The organism is Bradyrhizobium sp. CCBAU 51627 (assembly GCF_028128765.1).
Taxonomy (GTDB): domain Bacteria; phylum Pseudomonadota; class Alphaproteobacteria; order Rhizobiales; family Xanthobacteraceae; genus Bradyrhizobium.
Genome location: NZ_LBJG01000021.1, coordinates 45,266 through 68,207, shown reverse-complemented (window position 1 = coordinate 68,207; position 22,942 = coordinate 45,266). Strand labels below are relative to the sequence as shown.

Below are 22,942 nucleotides of genomic sequence, written 5' to 3'. Positions count from 1 at the left end.
CGGGTGCTCGACGTCGCGATCGGCGTTCTCGCGATGCCGGTGCTGGTCCTCGTCTTCACGGGGGTGTGGATAGCGATCCATCTCGATAGTCCCGGACCCGTGATCTTTCGCCAGCGTCGGATCGGACGAGACGAGAAGCCATTCACCTGCTTCAAATTCCGGACGCTCCGCCACAACGCCGACGAAAACGTCCATCGCGAGGCCATCCGGCGTTTTTGGGCGAATGAAACCCTCTCGGACGACCCCGATGCCCCATACAAGCTGACAGACGATCCTCGCGTGACGCGCGTGGGACGGTGGCTACGGAGAACCAGCCTCGACGAGCTGCCTCAACTCCTCAACGTATTGCGGGGCGAAATGAGCATCGTCGGTCCGCGGCCGGCGATTCCTTATGAGCTCGAATACTTCCGGGACTGGCACCACAAGCGTCACATCGTGAAGCCCGGAATAACCGGAATTTGCCAGGTGCGCGCTCGGGGTCGTGTCAGCCCCGAAGTAATGCTCGAGATGGACGTCGAATACGCAATGAACTGGACTTTATGGACCGATCTGAAGTTGATCGCCCTGACGTTTCCCGCGGTGCTGCGGGGACACGGCGCCCGATGATGTTCTCACGAAAAGACGGATTCTCGCGAGGTTCGAAAAATGCACATTCCGTTTGTCGATCTCAAAGCACAATATGAGACGCTGGAAGACGAGGTGGCCGAAGCAATTCGGGGCGTTCTCAACTCCGCGCAGTTCATAGGCGGCGAGGCGCTTGCCTCGTTCGAAAGAGATTTCGCCGCTTATTGCCAGGTGCGCTATGCACGCGGTGTGGCGAACGGCACTGACGCGCTTCATCTGGCTTTGCGGGCCTTGGGTATCGGTCATGGCGACGAGGTGATTACAACCGCCCATACCTTCATCGCCACCGCGGCCGCCATCGTGATGACGGGAGCGCGGCCCGTGTTCGTCGATATCGATCCGGACACCTCCACGATCGACCCCAGAATGATCGAGCGCGGCCTAACGGGTCGCACAAAAGCGATCGTCCCAGTTCACCTCTTCGGCCAGCCGGCTGATATGGGTCCGATCAAGGACATTGCACAGCGGCGCGGCCTCTATGTCGTAGAGGACGCTGCGCAGGCGCACGGAGCGGAATATCACGGGGTCCGAACCGGGGCGCTTGGCGATATCGGATGTTTCTCGTTTTATCCAGGGAAGAACCTCGGAGCCTTTGGCGACGGCGGAGCGATCACCACCAACAATGTCGCAATCGCCGAGCGGATCGAACGACTGCGTGACCATGGTCGAACCAGCCACTACAACCACGCCGAAATCGGGTTCAACAGCCGGCTCGACGCTCTCCAGGCGGCAATCTTGCAGGTCAAGCTCCGGCGCCTGGATGAATGGAACGCCAATCGGCGGCGTGCTGCAGAGTGGTACGCCGCGGAGTTGGTGCAGTCGGGGATCAAGACGCCGTTTGTTCGAAAGGGATCGACGCACGTCTACCATTTGTATGTGATCGCCACGAATAAGCGTGACGCAATACGCAATAAGCTCGACGAGGCCGGCGTGGCCACTGGGATCCATTATCCGGTGCCGCTGCACCTACAGCCTGCTCTCGTTCATCTCGGCTACAGGCAGGGCGACTTGCCGTACTGCGAAGCGATGGCCGCTCAATCACTGTCCCTGCCCATTTTCCCCGAGCTCGCACACGATCAGGTGCGCCGTATCGCCGCGATCGTGCGCGCTGCGGCCGAGCAGGACAGCCACGAGAAATTGCGGCGGCAGTCAACCTATTCGCCCACCGCGCTACGCGCAGAGGCCGCGAAGGAGTTGCGATGACTCGAATTAGTGCATGGGCGGTCGTCGAGACCGAGGCGATCGGTGAGGCCGTGGCGATCGCCGAGTTCGCCGTGGTGCGACCTAACGTTACGATCGGCAACAATGTGATCATTCACCCGCATGTCGTGATTGAGAGCGGCGTAAGAATCCGGGACAACGTCGAAATCTTTCCGGGAGCCTATATCGGCAAGGCGCCCAAAGGGGCCGGCGCGTTGTCGCGCCCGCCGCATTTCGAGGCGTGGGTCGATATCGGCGCCGCTTGTTCTATCGGACCGCACGCGGTAATTTACTATGACGTCTCGGTCGGCGCGGGGACTCTGGTTGGTGACGGCGCTTCGATACGTGAGCAATCGCGAATCGGCTCAAAGAGCGTCATCGGGCGTTACGTCACGGTCAATTACAACACGTGGGTCGGCGATCGCGTCCGGTTGCAGGATCACACCTGGCTGGCGGGCAATATGACGATCGAAGACGACGTGTTCATTTCCGGCTGCGTCGGCACCGCGAACGACAATGCGATCGGCCGCAACGGCTACGACGGTTCGCCCATGCTAGGCCCCAATATCGGGCGCGGCGCGGCGATCGGCCTCGGAGCTAACATACTGCCAGGCGTCAGAATCGGCGTTGGCGCCGTCGTAGGCGCCGGCGCGGTGGTGACGAAGGACGTGCCCGACGGCGCGCTCGTGATGGGCGTCCCGGCGGCGGTCCGACGACGGCTCAACAGGGCTCGCGACGCAGACTAGTAAACTCGCCGGCAGTCCGTGCCAAGCGCCGAGGGAACGCTAATCGTGAGGATCCTCTGTGTCACCAACATGTATCCGAGTCCGCAGAGACCGGGCTCAGGAGCCTTCGTGTGCCAGCAGGTAGAGCAGTTGCGCCGGTTTGGCCACACGGTCGACGTCATCGATATTCTCGGATTCCAGTCCAAGATAAATTATCTGAGGCGCACTCTTGATGTCGTGCGAATGACGACCGCAGTGGCATACGACATCGTTCACGCGCACTACGGTTATTCGGCATATCCTGCCATGTTTCGTTTGCGGGCGCCGCTCGTCATCACGCTGCACGGGACCGACGTAATTGGAAAGAGTATCTTTGAAAGACTGAGCACCCGGGCTGTGTCGCATTTCGCCGATGCCGTCATCGTCGTTTCGGAGGAGCTGCGGAGACGGATTCCGGGAATCGTGATTCCCTGCGGGGTCGACCTCAGCGTATTCAAGCCGTACGATCGCGACAAAGCGCGAGCGCGACTGGGGTGGCCGAAAGACAAGCATATCGTTCTGTTTCCATTTGATCCGGCGCGCCCTGAGAAGAGATACGATCTGGCAAAAGCGTCAGTCGAGCAACTTGTGCAGGAAGGCGTCGACGTAGAGTTGATGACGGTTGTGAATGTGCCAAACGGCGAAATGCCGTGGTGCTACAGCGCAGCCGACGCCCTGCTCCTCTGCTCGGATTATGAGGGGTCGCCGACCTCTATCAAGGAAGCTCTCGCGTGCAATCGTCCGGTGGTGGCGACGAGGGTCGGCGACGTTGGCGAGCTGTTAAACGGCATCGCGGGAACGCGCATCTGTCCACAGGACGCCGGGACCATTGCCCGCAACCTTCGAGACGTTTTTGACTGGTCGCGGAGCAGCGAGTTCCGAGGGCGGGCGGCGATGGCGAGATACGATCAGGTGCTGACCGTGGAAAGGATCGTCGGGGTATATGACGACGTTCTCTCGAACTTCAGGGCAAGGACGGTTGGCAGGCGTTTGCTGCGGAGCGGATGACGACCATGCGGCGGCTGAACCTTCACCGACCACCGGAGCCTCGACGAGACATTGCAGCGCAGACCAATGGACGGTTAGCGTGAAGCAGGCTCTCAAGCACAGCATGATCCACTTGGCTCATCGGTCTGGGCTAGTGCCAACCCTCTGCAGGATTTTTGCCGGCAGGGCAGCTATCCTGATGTTTCATGAGATTCAACAAGATCATCGCTCGGAATTGACGACCGGGACCTCAGTTGCCCTTTTCGAACATTCACTCAACTGGCTGCGGCAAGTAGGGTGGGAGATCGTCAGTTTCGATACATGTCTCGAGCGATTGACCGCGGATCCCGGACCGTGCCGCTATGCCGTGATCACCTTTGACGACGGTTATAGAGACAATCTCGCGACCGCACTTCCAATTCTCGAGCGAAACAACGCCCCGTTCATGATGTATGTTCCCACCGGGGCCCTAACACGAACGTTGCAGTCGTGGTGGCTGGGTTTGCGCGAATTGTTTCGCATTGGAGACGCGGTTACGATCGACGCGATGGGCATGCGCTTCCACTGCCCGGAGTTTCACGAAAAGGTGTCGGGCTTAAACAAGGTCATTGAGTGGATTCACCAGGACTATCACCGGGCTGAAATGCTTGCCTCAACGTTCAAAAAGGCGGGTATATCGCTATCGGCTTTGAATGAGGCATATTTCTTGAACGAACGAGAGCTTCAAAAGCTGTCCCGGCATCCCCTCGCGTCAATTGGCGGGCACACCGTTTCGCATGCAGCACTGTCGGCCCTGGACACTCCTTCAGCGCGGGCCGAAATGGCGGATAACCGCTGCTATCTGGAGCAATTGCTGCAGCTTCCGGTTCGGCACTTTGCTTATCCTTACGGCGGCTCTAAAGCATGTGGTCCCCGCGAAGCACATCTCGCGAAGGAAATCGGTTTTTTGACCGCAGTGACGACGCGCAGTGGGCAGGTATCCGATAGCAAATCAGATCGTTTTGCGCTTCCTCGTGTCGGCGTTGGGGGGCCATTCGATACGACGACCAGGTTCGAGGTTCGCATGAGCGGCATTCAAGCGGCGGCGGCTCACATGCTGCAAATGAGAAGCTTTACATCGAGCGCGGTTGAACGTTGAATTTCGTGTTGAACCGCTTCGTTGCGACTTGGACTGAATCAGTCCACGTAGGAGAGTGCTGATATGCGTGTATTACACTTCACTGAATGCATCGGCCGGGGAGGGAAAGAACGGCAGATCGTCGAACTTTTGGGAGGGCTCTCCCCTCACCGCGACATAGAGTCATTCGTTGCGGTTACCCATGAGGAGGATGATCAATTCGAAATTGACAGCGAACATGCGCAATACATTCCGCTCATTCGCAAAGGCAGGAGGGATTTGCGCCTTTTCAAGAGCTTGTACGATCTGACCTCCAATTTGAAGATTGATGTCGTCCACTCTTGGGGCTCGATATGCTCCATCTATGCAGCTCCGGTTGCGAAATTGTGCGGCGCGTCCTTCGTCAATGGCTTTGTGCGAGACGCGCCGTCGCATCTGACGCTGTGGAATAAAACCTACTTGATGGGCAAGCTGACTATCCCATTTTCAGACATTGTCGTCGCCAATTCGCGCGCGGGACTAGCTGCGTACAATATTCCCGAGCGCAAAGGTCTATCGATCTACAATGGGTTTAATCCCGCAAGAATCCTTAACTTAACGGACGGAGCAGAGCTTCGTAGCACGTTGGGCATCACGACCCCCCACATTGTCGGGATGGTTGCCAACTTCAGGCCCGGAAAAGATTACGCAACCTTTGTCGAGATGGCTTGCCGCATTTGCCGTCTTAGGGACGATGTTACTTTTCTGGCCGTCGGCACCGGTGAGATGTTGCCGCGGGTGCGCGATAGCGTTCCACCAGAACATTCGCCGCACATAAAATTTCTGGGGCAGCGGAAAGATATAGAAAGTGTCGCTAATCTCTTCACTGTGGGAGTTCTCGCTACCAACAGCCGTCTACACGGGGAAGGCATTTCCAACGCAATAACCGAATGCATGGCGTTGGGTAAGCCAATTGTGGCAACAAACGATGGGGGCACTCCCGAACTGGTCCTGGAGGGCCAGACGGGATTTCTTGTGCCGAGCCACGACGCTGGGGTGTTGACCGATCGTGTGCTCAGGCTCCTCAATGACCGGGCGCTTGCTAATCAATTCGGTATCGAAGGGCGTCGGCGTGTTGAAACAGCATTCTCGCTCGATGCGATGTGTAACGCATATCTCTGCCTTTATCGGAGAGTGGCGCATAGGAGGGCGCGCGCGACACGGGAAGGAGCTATTACCAGAGATATGGCCGATGATTAATCATTCGATCGTATTCCTAACGACGGACGTTTGAGGCTATGTTGCAGTGCGCGGGAGAGCGTTGAGCCGTTGGACACAGCGAGGTGAGTGAGGCGCGGTTTGGCGGATGCGGTCGCAGGTCTTCTTCTCGATCCGTAGAACGCAACCGGCATGAGGCCTCACCTCGCTATCGCGAAGCTCGCCTGCGATAGAGCCTGGCACGAGCTAGTCGTGGAGGTTTAGCGATGGCAAATGCCATACATGATGCCAGGCAGGAAGGTGATTCTTATCGTCGCGTCGAGGTGATCACCGGGGATCGCCGGCGGCGACGATGGACAGGCGAGAAGACTCGGATCGCGGCGGAGAGACTTGAGGACGGTGCGAACATCTCCGAGATGGCGCGGCGCAACGGCGTTGCGCGCGGGCTGCTCACGGTGTGGCGACGCCAGTTTGCTGCGGTGGTGGCCGGCAAGACGCCGAGCGTCGTGCCGATCCAAATCGGTACGGCGAGCGGTGGCGGGACATCTGACGAGTCCGAGCATATTTCGTCGGCACCGACGAGGGCTTTGGAGATCGCCGCGCCATTGACCAGGGCCGGCGGGCGGTCGAGATTAAGGTGAGCGGGGCGCGTATCCGGGTCGAGCCGGGCATGGAGCTAGCGACGCTGCTGTCAGCGCTTCGAAGCATCGGATGATTGTGTTGCGGCCCGATCTCAAGGTGGTGCTGGAGCGCAGCGGGTCGATTTCCGCAAGTCGGTTCATACGCTGTCGGCGCTGGTCGGCGAAGCGCTGCTTGCGAATCCGTATTGCGGCGACGTCTTCGTGTTCCGCAGCAAGCGCATGGACAGAGTGAAGCTTCTGGCTTTGGATGGCAGCGGCATGGTGCTGGTCACGAGGTGGCTGCACCTGGGAAGCTTCAGCTGGCCCCGATCTGCGACGGCATGGTGCATCTAAGCGCGACGCAGCTCGCGATGCTGCTTGACGGGTTGGAGTGGACGCGTATCTCACCCAAGCCCGTGAAGCAGCCGGCCGTTTGTCGGCTGAGAGGTGAGGATTTCTGGAGCATGGAGCACCCGGATGTATCGTTTGATCATGGCGCTTCACCCCGACGCTCTCCCGACCGATCCAGCTACTCTGACCGAGTTGGTGCTCGCGCTTCAGGCCGAGAACGAGAAGTTGCGCGTCACGATGCAGACGCTCAAGGAGATGATCTTCGGGAAGCACTCGGAGTGGCTTGCCGCCCAGCTCAAATTTGATGACCCGCGGCAGCGAACCAAGCGGCGGCGGAGCGCCCGCGGCGCACCAATGCACTGAATTCGACTGACACTTGCGCGCGTTCGTTTTCGCGCCGCTTGATGGACCGAGTGCGCATCGACCGCTGCATCATTGAAACCGGAAATCGCGACTCACTTGGAGGAACCGGCGTCGATTACGCGCGTCAAAAAACGAGCGCGGTAATATGGGATTGATCGGCGCGCGGCGAATCTACCTCTGTAAGCCCGCATCGGTGCACGACAACCACCACTGCATACCTACGTATGCCTGTGTCTGTGTGTAAAATCACATTTCGAGAGTTTTTTTGCCACGTTTGGTTAATACCTACCCCACGCAGCAGTCGGGGGGGCACTCCACAAACCCACTGCTTTGAAATCTGCTCGCGAAGCCAGACTTTCGAGCACGCGGTATGTCGCGCGCGCATTCGCGCTGCGGCAGTGGAATTCCCTTGTCAACGTCAAAGACAAACAACTCTGTAACTCGATGGAGTCCTGAATTGGATACGACCGGCACGATCACGAATTTCAAGACCACGCCTGGAACCCAGTTTGATGGCGTCGGTGGCGACGTCTACGAAGTTGAGACGGCGGGCAAGAGCTATAGCATAACCAGCCCCGACGCGCAGACCTTGCGGTTCGAGGTCCAGCAGGGCGACAACTGGGCAGGGGGTGGTGATGGCTCATACGTTGATCGCGCTGAAATTCAAAATGACTCAGCGAGCGTCCCGACCAGCTGGGGTGCAGAGATCCCGGCCGGCACTCCGGTTGGCATCGACTATCAGCTGATGGTGGAGGCAAATGGGCCGAATGGGTCATTTGTAAACACTCAAAACAGCTCGAACGGCTGGTTTATCGTCGGTCAAATGCACAATGACGACACCGCGAGCGGTGTCGGGACCTCACCGCCGTTCGCGGTCCAGTTGGATGGCGACCATTTGCAAATTGTCGCCCGCTATGTTCAGCCCGGTGGGAATCCCAGCAATTCGTCAACCGATCTCCATATGCTGACACTCTGGACGGACCCGAATCCGATCCAGGCCGGCGTCTATAACGACGTCAAGATCCAAGCCAACGTTTCCAACAGCGGCGGCGGATACCTTGACGTCTGGATCAACGGCAACCAGGTTGTGAACTACCAGGGTCCGCTGGGTTATGGGCAAGGCACCTATTGGGAATACGGCATCTATCGTTCCAGGGCGACCGAGACAGCCGCCGTCGATTATCGTAACATGACGCTGGTCACCGGATCGCAGGCGGCCAGTTGGACGGGTGTGGGCGGCACGTCAATCGTCACGCCGACAGTGACCCAGGCCACGGCCTCTCCGTCAACTGGCATCGAGCATGCCGGCGATACCATCACGCTGTCGCTCGCCTTCAACGAGGCCGTGACGGTGACGGGCACACCCACGCTGTCGCTCAATGACGGCAATATCGCCACCTATGTCGGTGGTTCGGGCACGGGCACGCTCACCTTCAAGACGACCGTCGCGTCGACCGACACCAACACCTCGGCGCTCGCCATCACCGGTGTCAATCTTCCGAGCGGTGCGAGCATCAAGGATGCATCCGGTGTTGCGGCGAACCTGTCCGGCGCGGTGCATACCTTCACCGGTCTCCAGATCGATCCGATCCTGCCGGCGGTGACGCAGGCCACGGCCTCTCCCGCAACCGGAACCGAACTCGTCGGCGACACGATCACGCTGTCGCTCGCCTTCAACGAGGCCGTGACGGTGACGGGCACGCCCACGCTGTCGCTCAATGACGGCAATACCGCCACTTATGTCGGCGGTTCGGGCACGGGCACGCTCACCTTCAAGACGACCGTCGCTTCGACCGACACAACCGTGTCGGCGCTCGCCATCACCGGCGTCAATCTTCCGACCGGTTCGAGCATAACGGACGCATCCGGCGTTGCAGCGAACCTGTCGGGCGCGATGACGACGTTCACCGGTCTCGCGATCGATCCGCCGCCATCGACGCCGTCGGCGCCCTCGACAACATCGGTGACCACGCCTGTTCTGACCATCGCGAATACCTCGCTCACGGTCGCCGGGAGAGGCGGTACCGTCGACCTCGGCACCAAGGTGACAACGACCGATACCAACGACGTCGTGACGGTGAACATCACGGGGTTGCCGAAGTACGAGACGATTACCGACGCGCTTGATGGCCAGACGTTCCGGGGAAATAACATCACCTTGACGGCTGCGCAGGTCGACAGCGGACTGACGCTGACATCGAACTACAAGGGCGGGGGTCATCCGACCGCTACGCTCACGCTGACGGCAAGCGCAAAGGATCCGACCACCGGTGCCGTTGCGACAGCCTCGCCGCAGAGCATCACCGTGGTGGATCCCCGTCCCGTGGCCACCACGACCACAACGTTGTCTCACCACCACCACCACCACGTCGTGACGGATCATGGGCCTGCTCCTACCACGACGGCCGCGACCCCGACGGCGCCGCAGACGAGCGACCTTGCGCATCACCAGCAGCCAACCGTTGCAAACACGGTGGCCTTGGCAAGCCGCGGCTTTGAGCTGCTCCAGCAGCACTTTGAGCCGGCTACGAGCACCCTGGCAACGACCGCAGCGCAGCCGATCGGCGTGGCAGATCGTCTGGCTGCGACCGGCACGACGATAGCGTCGCTCGCGAGCCAGAGCTTTGCGCAGCTGAACCAGTATCTGGCCGCTCACACCGGGCAGGTGGATCGCGGTCAGATCGTTGCGGCTCTGTCGCAAGCGACCGGTTGGGGGCACGAGTCGCCGCTGGCCCGACCGCAACATTAGCGCCTCGCCGCACCCAGGCTCTCCGCCTGGGTGCGGCACCGCCGATATTTGTGAATGCATGAGAAGGAACATCACACGCGACCGGTAGTCGCGAAGGGTTGAGTAAAGAATGGCGATCCAGAATGGAAATGCCCATGTCGCAGATCTCGGGCTTCAGGCCCTGGCTCTGTTCCTGCGCCTTCATGGCGTAATTGCCGAGCCCGACCAGCTCCGCGGCCGCTGCGGCGAGAGCGAGGTCGGCATCAGCGCGATGCTTCGCTGCGCCCATGAGTTCGGGGTCAAAGTCCGTTCATGCACGACGCGTTGGAAGCGACTTGCGAGTACCACGTTGCCCGGAATCGCGGCGCTGCGTGATGGCGGATTCCTGTTGCTCGGGAAGGTCGAGGGCGAGGCTGCCCTTGTGCTGCATCCGACCTCGTCCCATCCGAAGTTGATGCCGCGTGCGGAATTTGAAGAAATCTGGGACGGCCGTTTGATCCTGACCGGATCTCAAGGCCTCGTCGGCCAGACGTATGATGCCTTTGCTGATCTGATTGCACGCGGGCGTGATCTGGTCGCGCTCGCCGGCGATGCCCTGGTGTCTGCGCGTGCCGCCGAACGTCGCGATGTGCCCGTCCACGAGGCGGCTCCTGAAAGCAGCGATGAGTCGGGACTCATTGCGGTGGCGATATTGCTGCGTTGCCATGGCATTGCTGCCGATCCGGAGCAAATTCGGCATCGCATGGGCAACGCGCGGGTCGGTGTGACTGAAATCCTGCGCTGCGCTCGGGAGTTCGGGCTGAAGGCCCGGGCCCAGAGGTCGAACTGGCAAAGGCTCGCGGTCACGCCGCTGCCGGCAATTGCCGTGCTGCGCGACGGTGGCTTCCTGATCCTGGGCAAGGTCGTCGACGACAAGCTTCTGGTTCAGCGCCCGTTGTCGCCCCGGCCTGAATCCATCACACAGGCTGAGCTCGAGGCCATCTGGGGCGGTGACATCATCCTGATGACCCGGCGCGCGGCTCTGACGGATCTCTCCCGGCGATTTGATATCAGCTGGTTCATCGGTGCGCTCCACAAATATCGTCGCCTGCTCGGCGAAGTACTGGCCGCGTCGTTCTTCCTACAGGTCTTCGCCCTCGTATCGCCGCTGTTCTTCCAGGTGGTGATCGACAAGGTGCTCGTGCATCGAAGCATGAGCACGCTCGACGTTCTGGTCATGGGCCTCGTCGCGCTGACCGTATTCGAGACCGTTCTCGGCACGCTACGCGTCTATCTATTCGCGCACACGACCAACCGCATCGACGTCGAGCTCGGCGCGCGGCTGTTCCGTCACCTGATCGCCCTGCCGATTGCCTATTTCCAGACGCGCCGCGTCGGCGATTCGGTTGCACGCGTTCGCGAATTGGAGAATATCCGCCAGTTCCTGACGAGCTCAGCGCTCACGCTGGTGATCGATCTCCTGTTCACCGTCGTCTTCCTTGCGGTGATGGTCTGCTACTCGACATCGCTGACGCTGATCGTGATTGCATCTTTCCCGTTCTACATCGGCATATCCGCTGGTGTTGCGCCGCTGTTTCGCCGGCGCCTTGACGAGAAATTCAATCGCGGTTCGGAGAACCAGGCCTTCCTGGTCGAGAGCGTCACCGGCGTCGAGACGCTGAAGGCGATGGCGGTCGAACCGCAGATGCAGCGACGTTGGGAGGAGCAGCTGGCAGGCTATGTGGGCGCGAGCTTCCGCGTACTCAGCCTGAACAACACGGCGAGCCAGGCGGTCCAGATGATCAACAAGCTGGTCACCGCCGCGACGCTCTACGTCGGCGCCAGGCTGGTGATCGGCGGCGACCTGTCCGTTGGCGAGCTCATCGCGTTCAACATGCTGGCGGGGCGTGTGAGCATGCCCGTGCTGCGGCTCGCGCAGATCTGGCAGGATTTCCACCAGGCCCGTCTGTCGATCGATCGGCTCGGCGACATCCTCAACACCATGCCCGAGCCGAGCTTCAGCCCGGCCCGCGCTGCCCTGCCGCCGATCCGCGGCAAGGTCACGTTCGAGCACGCGACCTTCCGTTACCGCGTCGACGGTCCTGAAGTGCTGCACGACGTGTCCTTCGACGTCGAGCCCGGCCAGGTGATCGGCATCGTGGGCTCTTCGGGCTCGGGCAAGAGCACCATCACCAAGCTGATCCAGCGTCTCTATGTACCGGAGAGCGGGCGTGTGCTGGTCGACGGCGTCGATCTCGCGATGGTCGATCTGACCTGGCTCAGGCGCCAGATCGGGGTGGTCTTGCAGGAGAATGTGCTCTTCAATCGCTCGATCCGCGAGAACATCGCGCTTGCCGACCCGGCCATGCCGATGGAGCGCGTCATCGAGGCGGCCTCGCTCGCGGGTGCGCATGACTTCATCCTGGAGCTGCCGGAGGGCTACGACACCATCGTCGGCGAGCGGGGCTCTAGTCTCTCCGGCGGGCAGCGCCAGCGCGTCGCGATCGCCCGCGCGCTCATCACTGATCCGCGCATCCTCATCCTCGATGAGGCGACCAGCGCGCTGGACTATGAAAGCGAGCGCGCCATCCAGCAGAACATGAGGCAGATTTCCGCTGGACGGACCGTGTTCGTGATCGCGCATCGACTCTCGACCGTGCGCAATGCGAACCGGATCATCACGCTCGAGCATGGCCGGCTCGTCGAGGACGGCAACCATGACGAACTGATCCGCTCGAATGGGCGTTACGCAAACCTCCATTATCTGCAGGCGGGAATCCATGACGTCCGCTAGCCGAAATATAGTTCCGTTTCCGAGACGCGAGCCTCGCCGCCGCCAGCATGAGATCGCGTTCCTGCCGGCGGCGCTCGAAATCACCGAAACGCCGCCATCACCGGTCGGGCGCGCGATCGGCGTGAGCATCATTGCTGTGTTCTGCATCGCGCTGGCATGGGCGTCGTTGGGCAAGGTCGATATCGTCGCCACCGCGACGGGCAAGATCGTGCCGGGCGGCCGTACCAAGCTGATCCAGCCATTCGAGACGGGCGTTGTCCGAGCCATCCACGTTCGCGACGGGCAGACCGTCAAGGCCGGTGACGTCCTGATCGAACTCGACCCGACGATGACGGAAGCCGATCAGGAGCGGCAGAGGAGCGACCTCGTTGCCGCCGAGCTCGACGCCGCGCGGCTGCGCGCGGCGCTCGCCGCGGATCCGCTTGCCGCCTTCCGACCACCGCAGGGCGCAAGTGCCGCGGAGATCGAGATGCATCGGCAGTTCTTGATCAGCCAGCGCTCCGAGCAGAATGCCAAGCTCGCCGAGATCGAGCGCCAGCAGGGTCAGAAGGAAGCCGAGCGGGCGACCACGTTGGCAAGCGTGGCGAAACTCCAGGCGACGATCCCGGTGCTCCAGGAGCGGGTCGATATTCGCAAGGGTCTGGTCGACAAGGCCCTGGCTTCGAAGGTCGTGTATCTCTCCGAGTATCAGGAACTGGTCGGTCTTCAGCAGGATCTCGTTCTCCAGCAGAGCCGGATGCGCGAAGCCGACGCAGCCATCGCCTTGCTGAAGGAAACGAAGGACAGGACCTCCGCGGAGTATCGGCGGGCGACCTATGACGCGCTTGCCAAGGCCGAGCAGAAAGTGGCGAGCGCTGCGCAGGAAGTGGTCAAGGCGGAACGGCGCACGAAGCTCCAGCAGTTGACTGCGCCGGTCGACGGCGTAGTGCAGCAGCTTGCCGTTCACACGGTGGGAGGCGTGGTGACGCCGGCGCAGGCGCTGGCGGTCGTGGTCCCTAGCGAGAGCCAGCTCGAGATCGAGGCCATGCTCTCCAACCGGGACGTCGGCTTCGTCCGTCCGGGACAGAAGGCGGAGATCAAGGTCGACACGTTCAACTTCACCCGCTACGGACTCCTGCATGGCGACGTGCTGAGCGTGTCGACGGATGCCATCACGCGCGACAGGCCGCAGGGCGGGTCGAACGACCGCGCGTCGGGCACGGCGCAAGGAAGCAGCGAGCCGAAAGGCCAGGAACTGGAATACGCGGCGCGCATCTCGCTTGATCGCACGCACATGCAGGTGGAGGACAAGCTCGTCAAGCTCGGTCCCGGCATGGCCGTGACGGTCGAGATCAAGACCGGCCAGCGCACGATCATCAGCTACCTGCTTTCGCCGCTGGCGAGGTACAAGCAGGAAGCCTTGCGGGAGCGGTAGACGAAGCGGAGCACCGCGGATGAACATGCAGGCAACCGGAAGGCGCCATCGTGAGCGAGCTCTGCTCGAGATCCGTCAATCCGACGGGCGCCGTGCCAGATACTGCCATATCGGCTCAATGATCAAGATCAAACGGGCGCCATATCCCGTAATCGGCATCGCCTGATCCGGTTTGCGCCCTTGGCCAGCGCCAGTCGACTGACGACTGGCGTTGGCCTTGAACGGTCTAATCCGGAGTATTTTGCCGACGCCCCGGATCGCAATACGAGCCCACACCGTCAGGAAAGGCAGAGGGTCGTCCCAGCTGAACCAGGCGAACTCCTTGCGACCCTTGAACGATTGTAACCAGGCATAAGCCGACAGTTCGCTTCGCCTCGCATAGTTCACGCTCGCGCGCAGATCATCCGGTTCTACAACGAAAACACGTCCATCGACCTGTCCCGAGCGTCGCACGATCTGTCCGGCGAGGTCACGGTAGAGCACTCGCGCGACGTCGAGGCCATCGTCGTCCACGAACACGCGAAACTGGGCTCCGATGCGCGGGTTGAAGTCCAGAAGTTTGTACTTTTGATCTCGTTCGTCCAGCCGAAAGTCCAAATCCATTATGCCCGCATAGGATATCGCCTTGAGCAACGTCTGAGCTTGATGCAGTAGAACGTCATTGGTTATGGATCTGCCCAGCGTAGTAATTCCAGCGTGTGGCGGATAGGATCGCAGTTTCATCCCCGTGAAGCCCGCCAGGCAATCCGATGCGCCATTGCAGTAGCCGTGGAAGAACCAGTCCGCTCCGGGAGGAATGTATTCTTGAAGCAGAAGGTTCGGATTCTGCGAGCCCCCCGCCCGATGCCAGACATCGACAAGCTCCTGTTCCGAGTGAACTATCGACACTCTCAGCTTCGGATCGAGCCATGCCGCTGCCGGCTTGACAACAATCGGGAGCTTCGCGGATACCGCAAATTCGTGCACATCCGAGATCGACGTGGGGCATAGCGTGTTCGGACAGGCCACGCCTATTTGACGGCAGAGCGTGTATAACGTCTGCTTGTTCGCGAGTTTCCGCGGCAAGCTGGCTGGTATATCGGGAAATACGAACCACTGCCGGAGCGTCGCAGATTCTTCGCCGACCAAGATGGCTCCCAGATCATCGGTGGGAATCAGGATTGTGGGCCTGTTGAATTTCTTGCCAATCTTCGCCAACGCTTCAAGCTGCTGCGGTCTCGGCAGGTCGCCCGCGTGCCAGACAAAACTCCCAGTCAAGTATCTGGAAGTCGTCGCCGGAGTCAGGCGATCTTCGGCAACCGTGTAGACGGGTATGCCCAACCTTCCCAGGCTTCGGATGATGCCAAGCTGGCCATGATGAATGGCATAGCGTCCGGTTTTCAAAATGAGGACGGGGGCAGGCGCGCTCATGGCGGCTTTATGAGGTGTTCGGGTTGCGCTCGGAGATGAGCGCCGCCAAAGTCGAGCGGAACGGTACTTGCGTTTTGCCAATATGGCGGCTGATGCGCTCGGCCGTGTATTGACTACCGCACAGGAAACGCATTACCGGACCAAAATTGTAAGCGCTCGCGAGCCCAGTGAAATAGAGGCCCGGAATTGAGGACTCGAAGCTGGGAGAGAGCTCGGGCACGTCGTCGACGCAGCGCAGATCACGCAGCAACGATCCACTTATGAATGGCAGCGACCGGGCGACAAACCGATAGCCCGTCGCGGCAATGATGTGCTCGGCGACAAGATCACGTGACCTTCCATCGCGTTCATTGACGCAGAGAACTGCTTTCCCGCTTCTCGTACCGGCTCCTCGCACGGTTTGGCCGAGTAGGATCGGAACTCGGCCCACGACCCGCTCCCGAAGCCACCACGCGCCGGCGGGACCAAGTAGCGCTGCGCGCCCTCTGCCGCCCCGTACCATCTCGAGACGTGTTCGTTGGGGTAGGTGATAGAACTGCATCGGCGCATTTGCGCAGAACCACGTTTTGAGCCCGCATCCCAGTGCCGACGCAGGTCGGCGTGTCCGCTCCCAGTGCGATCGCGGCTCAAGTGATGGAGTCTCATTCCAAGCGATCGAAGGTCCACGGACTACCAGGACCACATTTGCCTGTGTCTCATGCAACAGGGCTGCAGTCTCAAGGGCCGATTGTCCTGCGCCGACGACGACGATGTCTCGACCTTTGAACTGGCTCAGGTCATTGTGCGCGCTGCTGTGAGATAGCAACTCACCGGGCAACTGCGCCAATCCCGGCGGAATATGCTCGGCATGCGACAAGCCGGTCGCGATCACAACAGACTTGGCCCTGAGGCCGTCCCCGTTCGCCAGCCTTAGTTCAAATCCATCTGGAGTCCTATCGAGCGCCGTCACCAACACATCCTCGACCATCGGGACCAGACGCCGCTGAAATGACAACGCGTATCTGGTGAACGTGTCGAGTGGAATTGGAGCAGTCCCGTAGGATAATCCCGCCTCTGCGCAGAATTGCTGTAGAGTGCGGCGCCCGGCCGGATCTGCAAGGCTGGAGGCGTCCCATTCAGACTTCAGAAACATGCCCACCGGCATTTGCTTCTGCCATCGATCCATCGGCGTGCCAAAGATCCGAAACGGCACGCCACTGGACCGCAAATGCGCCGCCACGGAAAGACCGAAGGGCCCTGCCCCAACGATCGCTACCGGCAGATCCGACGGACTAGCCATCGTCCCCCCAAATCGAAATCTCTGGCGCAGCATCAGACGAACGCAGCGACCGCGCAAACAGTGTGCGGAAGCTACGATGGCATTGTTCCACAGGCAGGCCCGTTTTCCATGGTAAAATTGGTTCGAGCTGCAGACCCTTACGGATTACCCCGACGGCTTCCTGCTTCGCGCACGCATCAGCCCGACGCCCCCGCGAGCGATCACATTCTCCAGACACCCAATGCCCGGGCGCGATGCCGTGCCCAGTCAGAGTCTACGCCGTGAGATCCGCGACTGACAATTCGAGCGACACCATCTCGGCTCGACGGTCTGCCGCCAGTGCCAATAGAGCAGTCGATCTGCCCCTCCCCACGGCTCATCCGATCGCCCCGCCGCCCGACCGATTGTACCTGAAGCCCATTGAACTTCCGAAAATTGATAAAGGTCGCACAACTCATAGCGGCCAGCCACCCGATCACTCGCCACCTGGCCTAAATCAGCAGAGTCGGGTCACTGGATGGAGGGCAATAACTGGATGGGACGGGCAACAAGTGGGTAACTACGATGGTCGATTGAGCCGCGACGGCGCGGGATTAGATTCGGGCAGCCATCGAAGCGCCCGTCCCAATGAGTTCAGTGGGAATGATGCCTTTCGCGAACAAATTTGAAAGACTTTCGCTTCGGTGACCACGTTCGTACAGGGAATGACACCATGCCGAACTCCAGACTGCGCAATAGCTTCCATGTCGACGTCTCTGGCAGCGACCTGGGTCGTTGCATCAAATGGGGCTTGGTGGCCGTTGGCCTGACAATTTCGATCAACCAAGCAAAAGCGGAATATCTGGTAAACATTGGAGATGTGCTGGAGGTTGCGGTGGCGGGCGCGCCTGAGCTGCGGCATCGTACTGCTGTTCAAATGGACGGGAACGTTTCGTTGCCGCTGGTCGGAACGCTTCCAGTGGCCGGCCTGCCCTTGCCGCAGATCCAAGCCAAAATCGGCGCCGCACTGGCGAGCAAGGTATTTCGACAGAGGACGCCGGATGGTCGTGAGACGGTCGTCGTGATCGACGCAGACGAGGTCACAACGGTCATCGCGGAATACAAGCCCATATACATAAACGGGGATGTATCGAAGCCGGGTGAGTACCCTTACCGTCCAACTATCACCGCACGCCAGCTCGTCGCCGTCGCAGGCGGCTACGACATCATGCGCATCAGAATGAACAACCCGTATCTCGAATCAGCAGACCTGAGAAGCGAGTACGGTTCGCTTTGGACAGAGCTGGCCAAAGAACAGGCTCGTATGTGGCGCATCAAGACTGAACTTGGGGAGGGAGCCCAGATCAGTCCAGGCGCTTTGATGGACGCACCCTTAGCTCGATCGGCGATCTCGGACATTGTTGGTGCGGAAACGGAATATCTGAAGACCAAGCAGAGTGATTATCAGCAGGAAAAGACGTACCTGCAGCGCGGCATTCGACAAGCAGACGATGAGGTCCGCGTTCTGTCAGAGCAGCAGAAGAAGGATGAAGAAGGTCTTCAGGCAGATGTTGAAGACCTGCAGAAAACAACCGATCTCTTCAGCAAGGGGTCCTTGATTAGCCCCCGCGTTACGGATGCGCGTCGAGCGGTGCTGCTGTCATCAACCCGGAAGCTGCAAACCTCTGCGCAACTGCTGCAGGTCAAGAAGCAGCAGGACGAGTTCGTCAGAAGGCTGGCAAAGCTGGATGATCAGCGAAGGCTTGACCTGCTCCGCGAGCTGCAAGATACCAGCGTAAAGCTCAATCAAGTTCGCGAGAAGCTGCAGAGCGTCGGCGAGAAGCTTCAGTACACTGCGATGGTTCGATCGCAACTCGTGCGAGGAGCCGGCAACAACCCGGAGATTGTCATCATCAGGAAGGGCGGTAAGGGGCAGGAACGGATCATCGCAAGCGAAGATACCGAGCTGCAGCCGGGTGACGCCGTCGAGATCAGCCTCCAATACCAGGAGGGCCCCGCCCCCGCCCCTCCCCGTAGGCTAGGCAGTTCAGATGGTCCATCAGGGACAGGCCAGACCGATTCGACCCCTGTCGGCTCGGTGCGCGTCGGACAGAGATGACAACAATGGCCGACGCAATTCCGAAGCGGGAAGCTGCCGCGTCTTCCCGCCCATCGTTGCGCACGCGGAAGATGCCCAACGAGGTGAATCGTTAATCGGAGGCACTGGTTAAATCGAGTCGCTCTCGGCATCGCAGTGGCGATTTCGAGGCGATCCACAGGGCGTGGTAGGGCTTCTGGTAAGGGGTGGCGCCGGCTATATCGGAAGCCACACCTGCAAAGTATTGGCGCACCGCGGATTCGAGCCGGTTGTCCACGACAACCTTTCACGCGGCAACCGTTGGGTCGCGCAATTCGGCATGTTCGAGTTGGTGCTGGAAAGATACCAGCCGTCAGCTCTGATACATTTCGCCGCCTACGCTGACCTTGGCGAATCCGTCGCCAACCCCTGCTTTATTATCGCAGCAACATTGGCGAAACCGCCTCGCTGCTCCAGACCTTGATCGATTTCGGGCCAACCCCGCTGGTGTTTTCCTCGAGCTGCGCGACCTATGGCATGCCCCATCGGATTCCAATTTCGGAGGATCATCCACAGCGACCGATCAATCCTTACGGCTACTCGAAGCTGGTTGTCGAACGGGTATTGAGGGATCTGGATGCGGCCCACGGCCTTCGTTTCGTCTCGCTGCGTTACTTCAATGCGGCGGGCGCCGACCCCGAAGCAGAAATCGGTGAGGCGCACGAACCGGAGACCCATTTGATCCCATTAGTCATCGCCGCCGCTCGTGAGGGCACGGCGATCGATGTGCTCGGAAATGACTACGACACGGCTGACGGGACCAGCATCCGCGATTACGTCCATGTGCTCGGTATCGGTATCGCCGATACGCATGTGAGCGCGCTCAGATATCTCATCGACGGCGGCTCCACTTGCGCGATCAACGTGGCCAACGAGCGAGGCTACTCGGTGCTGGAAGTCGTCGCGACGGCTGAACGCGTTATCCGCGTCGAGCTGGTGCCGAGGCGGCCGGACGATCCCGCAATCCTGATCGGCCCTGGAAGAGGCACGAACCCTGCTCGGCTGGAGGCCGGAGCTATCAGACCTGGAGGTTCAGATCCGCGGCGTCTGGAAATGGATGATGCGACAATCGTGAGCCCGCGACGGGCCGCCCGCCGTCAGGTCGCGCCATCCGCGATGCAATCCATCGGAGGTAGCTCGTAAAGCCCACAATCCCCACGCCTCACGGGTGCGAGTTGCAGGTAGTATGGTTTCGACTTGCACCGAAGTTGAGCGGAAGCTGACGTGTCAGAGATGATCTTGGTGACCGGAGGGGCCGGCTATATCGGATCCCATGTCTGCATCGCGTTGCTGGACGCCGGGCTCGACGTCGTCGCCGTCGACAATCTTTCCAACAGCAACAGGACGTCACTTCAGCGGGTGCAATCCATTTGCGGGCGTTCGCTCGTCTTCCGCTACACCGATATCCGGAATGAAGACGTGATCTGCGACTTACTTCGTGGCTACGGGGTGACGGCGGTCATTCACCTTGCAGGGTTGAAGGCAGTTGGCGATTCCAACGTGCGACCGATGGCGTATTACGAGAACAACGTCCTGGGAACGATGCGGCTCGTATCGGCCATGAAGCGAGCAAACGTAATGACGCTCGTGTTCAGTTCGTCGGCGACCGTTTACGGGATACCCAAGTATCTGCCACTCGACGAGAAGCACCCCCTCGGTCCGACCAATCCGTACGGCCGCACAAAGCTTATCATTGAAGAAATGCTGAAGGATCTCTGCAGGTCCGATGACGGTTGGCGGATCAGCAATCTGCGCTACTTCAATCCCGTGGGGGCACACGAAAGCGGACTGGTCGGAGAAGACCCGCTCGGCGTTCCCAGCAACTTGCTGCCGTTCGTGGCGCAGGTCGCGATCGGACGGCGGGAGAAGCTGCGGATCTGGGGAAACGACTATGACACGCCGGATGGCACCGGCATCCGTGACTTCATCCATGTGGTCGATCTCGCATCCGGGCATTTGAGCGCCTTGCGCCAACTCGAACGGCCCGGCCTGACCACGGTCAATCTTGGAACGGGCAACGGCAGCAGCGTTCTGGACGTCGTTCGCGCGTTTGAAGCAGCAAGCGGGCGATCGGTTCCGTATGAATTCAGGGAGCGGCGGGCCGGCGATGTCGCGGTCTGCTTTGCCGATCCGACCTTTGCGCAGGACGCGATGGGTTGGAGATCGACGCGGTCGTTGGAGCAAATGTGCGCGGACCATTGGCGCTGGCAGTTGCAGAACCCCGATGGCTATCAGGACAGCGCGCCTGCAAAGGTTCAGGCGCGATCCGGGCATCGCGGTCGTCATGCCTGAGCATCTGCGCTCCAGATACTCGAACGCGAAGAGAAGGGTCTCACAGCATGAGCGAGCCGCGGCGGCAAGCATACCCGCCCATCAGAGGTAGCTCGTAATGACCCAAAATCGCCACGCCGCAGGACGAGGCTGACAGGTAAGATGCATTCGCGTGGGGATTTGCGATGCCACATTATCGTGCATTTGTTCTGGACGAACACGGCCAGCTTGGGGGCGTGGTCAACCTTCACTGCCCTGACGATGCGTCCGCAACAGAGCGGGCCGGGCGGTTGGCGGATGGTCACGAGGTGCAGCTCTGGCGGCTTGTGGCCGAGCTCAAATTTGGTGACCCGCGGCAGCGACCCAAGCGACGGCGGCGCGCCAGCGCCCCGATGCACTAGGCCCGATTGATAGTGCCGCTTCATCTCGCGGACAGCTCGCGCCCCTGCCCTCAGCGACCCGCTAGAGGCAGACCAGATCTTCCATGCTGCCATCGGCGTCGAGAGCGACCGAAACTCCAAGTGCGCCACGGGAGAAAGCGGCGAAGGGCCGGCGCAGGCGACGCACTCGACGACGACTAGATCAACGGCACCACCGCCTGTCGTTGTCGAGACCGAACTGATCGGGTCCTCGACCCGCGCAAGGCATGTGACTCGCAAGAAGCCTCGGGGCGATTCAGATCCTGCTCACTAAGGACGTTGGCGCGTCACCGCGTCGGGATCTTCGCCAAATTGCGCCATCATCCAGTTGGCGGCTGCCGAGAGCGCGAAGCCGACGCAGGCCGAGAGCGCATCGACCACAAAATCCTCCAGCCTCGCGTGCCGTCCCGGCACCCATAGTTGCATGATCTCAAGTAGGCCAATCAGGGCAACGGCGAGGGCTGAAACAGTCCAGCGCCGCTGCGGATAGGCGAGGCCGAAGAAGATCCCGACCAGAAAGAAGGCCAGCGCGTGATCGCCGTACTGTCCGAGAACGGGGTGAGGTCGAACGTCCGCAGGTCCGAGCGTTAGGAAAGTGACAGCAGCCGCGAGCAGCCACGCGACAAGCCGAAGAAGAACGGTAATAACCACTAAAGCGCCTCGACTGCTAGCCCCAGCCGGGGCTCTTCATTTCTGAGGCTCGATTTCAAGCGCATGTTCCCTCTACTCAGCGCAAACGTCAACGTCAGCCTTCAGCAACTATTCTCGCCGCGCCGAGGCGAACTTTGATCGAGCCAGTCGGCTGCAGCGCTCCCGGCTTGAGTCACGCTGAGGGCGGCTGGCTGCTCTGGGGCAATCCCGATGTCCTGCTATGGAAACCCTCGACGAAATTCATGCGGCACCTGAGCGGTGGAAAACCAGGTCAATGGTTACCACCCGCTCCAGCCGCATGAGTGCAGAATTCCTGATGTGCGTGGACGAAAGGAGAGTACTCCAAAAGGATCGGACACTTAGCCAAAACCCGGATGTGGCCTTCCTGCAACGGCTCGACGCTGCGGGCTTATGCGCCTGCTCTGGATCGGCACACGGCCGAATCGGTGCGAAACATCATTGGGCGCTCGACATACAATTTCAAGTAGCGGCTGGTAAGCGGCTGGCTAGACCTCGACGGAACGCCGACGAAAGTCTCAGCAGACCGGGAAACGATCCGTACCCATGCGCCTGGCTCTAGTGACGCGCTCACCCGGGAAATCATCGGGATGAGACCTACTGCAACCCTGTAGTCGCGAAATACACGGGAAGGCACTTTGAGCAGTTCACAGCTTCGATG

The 22,942-nt window shown here is 60.4% G+C and carries 16 protein-coding genes and 2 pseudogenes; 15 read left to right on the top strand and 3 right to left on the bottom strand.

From position 1 onward, the window contains the following. Positions 1 to 3: 3 nt before the first annotated feature. The 12 genes and pseudogenes from XH88_RS10900 to XH88_RS10845 all read left to right on the top strand — a co-directional run bounded on the left by XH88_RS10900 (position 4) and on the right by XH88_RS10845 (position 14,138). Positions 4 to 606 carry a sugar transferase gene (locus tag XH88_RS10900; protein ID WP_271615358.1) on the top strand — a complete coding sequence of 201 codons (603 nt, stop codon included), beginning with the start codon at positions 4 to 6 and terminating at the stop codon, positions 604 to 606. 39 nt (positions 607 to 645) lie between these two features. After that, on the top strand, positions 646 to 1,827 hold the full coding sequence (locus XH88_RS10895) for a DegT/DnrJ/EryC1/StrS family aminotransferase (protein WP_271615357.1): 1,182 nt from the start codon (positions 646 to 648) through the stop codon (positions 1,825 to 1,827). Positions 1,828 to 1,877: 50 nt separating this feature from the next. Beyond that, positions 1,878 to 2,570: a hypothetical protein gene (locus tag XH88_RS10890; RefSeq protein WP_271615356.1), complete on the top strand. Its 693-nt coding sequence runs from the start codon at positions 1,878 to 1,880 to the stop codon at positions 2,568 to 2,570. A gap of 108 nt (positions 2,571 to 2,678) precedes the next feature. Further along, positions 2,679 to 3,596 (top strand): glycosyltransferase, encoded by a 918-nt coding sequence (locus XH88_RS10885; RefSeq protein ID WP_271615355.1) that lies wholly within the window; start codon positions 2,679 to 2,681, stop codon positions 3,594 to 3,596. Positions 3,597 to 3,774: 178 nt separating this feature from the next. After that, positions 3,775 to 4,713, top strand: a complete 939-nt coding sequence (locus XH88_RS10880) for a polysaccharide deacetylase family protein (RefSeq protein ID WP_271615354.1) — start codon at positions 3,775 to 3,777, stop codon at positions 4,711 to 4,713. Positions 4,714 to 4,776: 63 nt separating this feature from the next. Further along, complete coding sequence (locus XH88_RS10875; RefSeq protein ID WP_271615353.1) at positions 4,777 to 5,931, top strand: glycosyltransferase; 1,155 nt, start codon at positions 4,777 to 4,779, stop codon at positions 5,929 to 5,931. 224 nt (positions 5,932 to 6,155) lie between these two features. Then, positions 6,156 to 6,530, top strand: coding sequence for a transposase (locus XH88_RS39220; RefSeq protein WP_442868435.1), 375 nt, complete (start codon positions 6,156 to 6,158; stop codon positions 6,528 to 6,530). Positions 6,531 to 6,641: 111 nt separating this feature from the next. Further along, positions 6,642 to 6,937 (top strand): annotated as a pseudogene (gene tnpB / locus XH88_RS10865) (IS66 family insertion sequence element accessory protein TnpB); the annotation flags it as partial. 49 nt (positions 6,938 to 6,986) lie between these two features. After that, positions 6,987 to 7,223, top strand: a complete 237-nt coding sequence (locus tag XH88_RS10860) for a hypothetical protein (RefSeq protein ID WP_271615352.1) — start codon at positions 6,987 to 6,989, stop codon at positions 7,221 to 7,223. Between the two features lie 457 nt (positions 7,224 to 7,680). Continuing rightward, the gene (locus tag XH88_RS10855; protein WP_271615351.1) at positions 7,681 to 9,972 is read left to right on the top strand and encodes a heparin lyase I family protein; all 2,292 of its coding nucleotides are present in this window, start codon (positions 7,681 to 7,683) and stop codon (positions 9,970 to 9,972) included. Between the two features lie 109 nt (positions 9,973 to 10,081). Further along, a complete protein-coding gene (locus tag XH88_RS10850; RefSeq protein WP_271615350.1) occupies positions 10,082 to 12,724 on the top strand; it encodes a type I secretion system permease/ATPase in 2,643 nt (880 codons plus the stop codon). Next, the gene (locus XH88_RS10845) at positions 12,711 to 14,138 is read left to right on the top strand and encodes an HlyD family type I secretion periplasmic adaptor subunit (RefSeq protein ID WP_271615349.1); all 1,428 of its coding nucleotides are present in this window, start codon (positions 12,711 to 12,713) and stop codon (positions 14,136 to 14,138) included. The genes XH88_RS10850 and XH88_RS10845 overlap by 14 nt, the downstream gene beginning before the upstream one ends. Before the next feature lie 75 nt (positions 14,139 to 14,213). Here the strand turns inward: XH88_RS10845 and XH88_RS10840 are convergent, their stop codons facing one another. Together XH88_RS10840 and XH88_RS10835 are read right to left on the bottom strand one after the other, a co-directional pair. Then, complete coding sequence (locus XH88_RS10840) at positions 14,214 to 15,548, bottom strand: carboxylate--amine ligase (RefSeq protein WP_271615348.1); 1,335 nt, start codon at positions 15,546 to 15,548, stop codon at positions 14,214 to 14,216. A gap of 7 nt (positions 15,549 to 15,555) precedes the next feature. Continuing rightward, positions 15,556 to 16,827: an NAD(P)-binding domain-containing protein gene (locus tag XH88_RS10835; protein WP_271615347.1), complete on the bottom strand. Its 1,272-nt coding sequence runs from the start codon at positions 16,825 to 16,827 to the stop codon at positions 15,556 to 15,558. 691 nt (positions 16,828 to 17,518) lie between these two features. Between XH88_RS10835 and XH88_RS10830 the strand changes: the two genes are divergently transcribed. The 3 genes and pseudogenes from XH88_RS10830 to galE (XH88_RS10820) all read left to right on the top strand — a co-directional run bounded on the left by XH88_RS10830 (position 17,519) and on the right by galE (XH88_RS10820) (position 21,214). After that, a complete protein-coding gene (locus XH88_RS10830) occupies positions 17,519 to 18,904 on the top strand; it encodes a polysaccharide biosynthesis/export family protein (protein ID WP_271615346.1) in 1,386 nt (461 codons plus the stop codon). A gap of 163 nt (positions 18,905 to 19,067) precedes the next feature. Further along, positions 19,068 to 19,997: pseudogene (gene galE, locus XH88_RS10825) on the top strand (UDP-glucose 4-epimerase GalE). 158 nt (positions 19,998 to 20,155) lie between these two features. Further along, positions 20,156 to 21,214, top strand: coding sequence for a UDP-glucose 4-epimerase GalE (gene galE / locus XH88_RS10820; RefSeq protein ID WP_271615373.1), 1,059 nt, complete (start codon positions 20,156 to 20,158; stop codon positions 21,212 to 21,214). A gap of 668 nt (positions 21,215 to 21,882) precedes the next feature. On the opposite strand, the gene XH88_RS10815 is transcribed toward galE (XH88_RS10820), so the two are convergent. Next, complete coding sequence (locus tag XH88_RS10815) at positions 21,883 to 22,257, bottom strand: VanZ family protein (protein ID WP_271615372.1); 375 nt, start codon at positions 22,255 to 22,257, stop codon at positions 21,883 to 21,885. Positions 22,258 to 22,942: the final 685 nt, after the last annotated feature.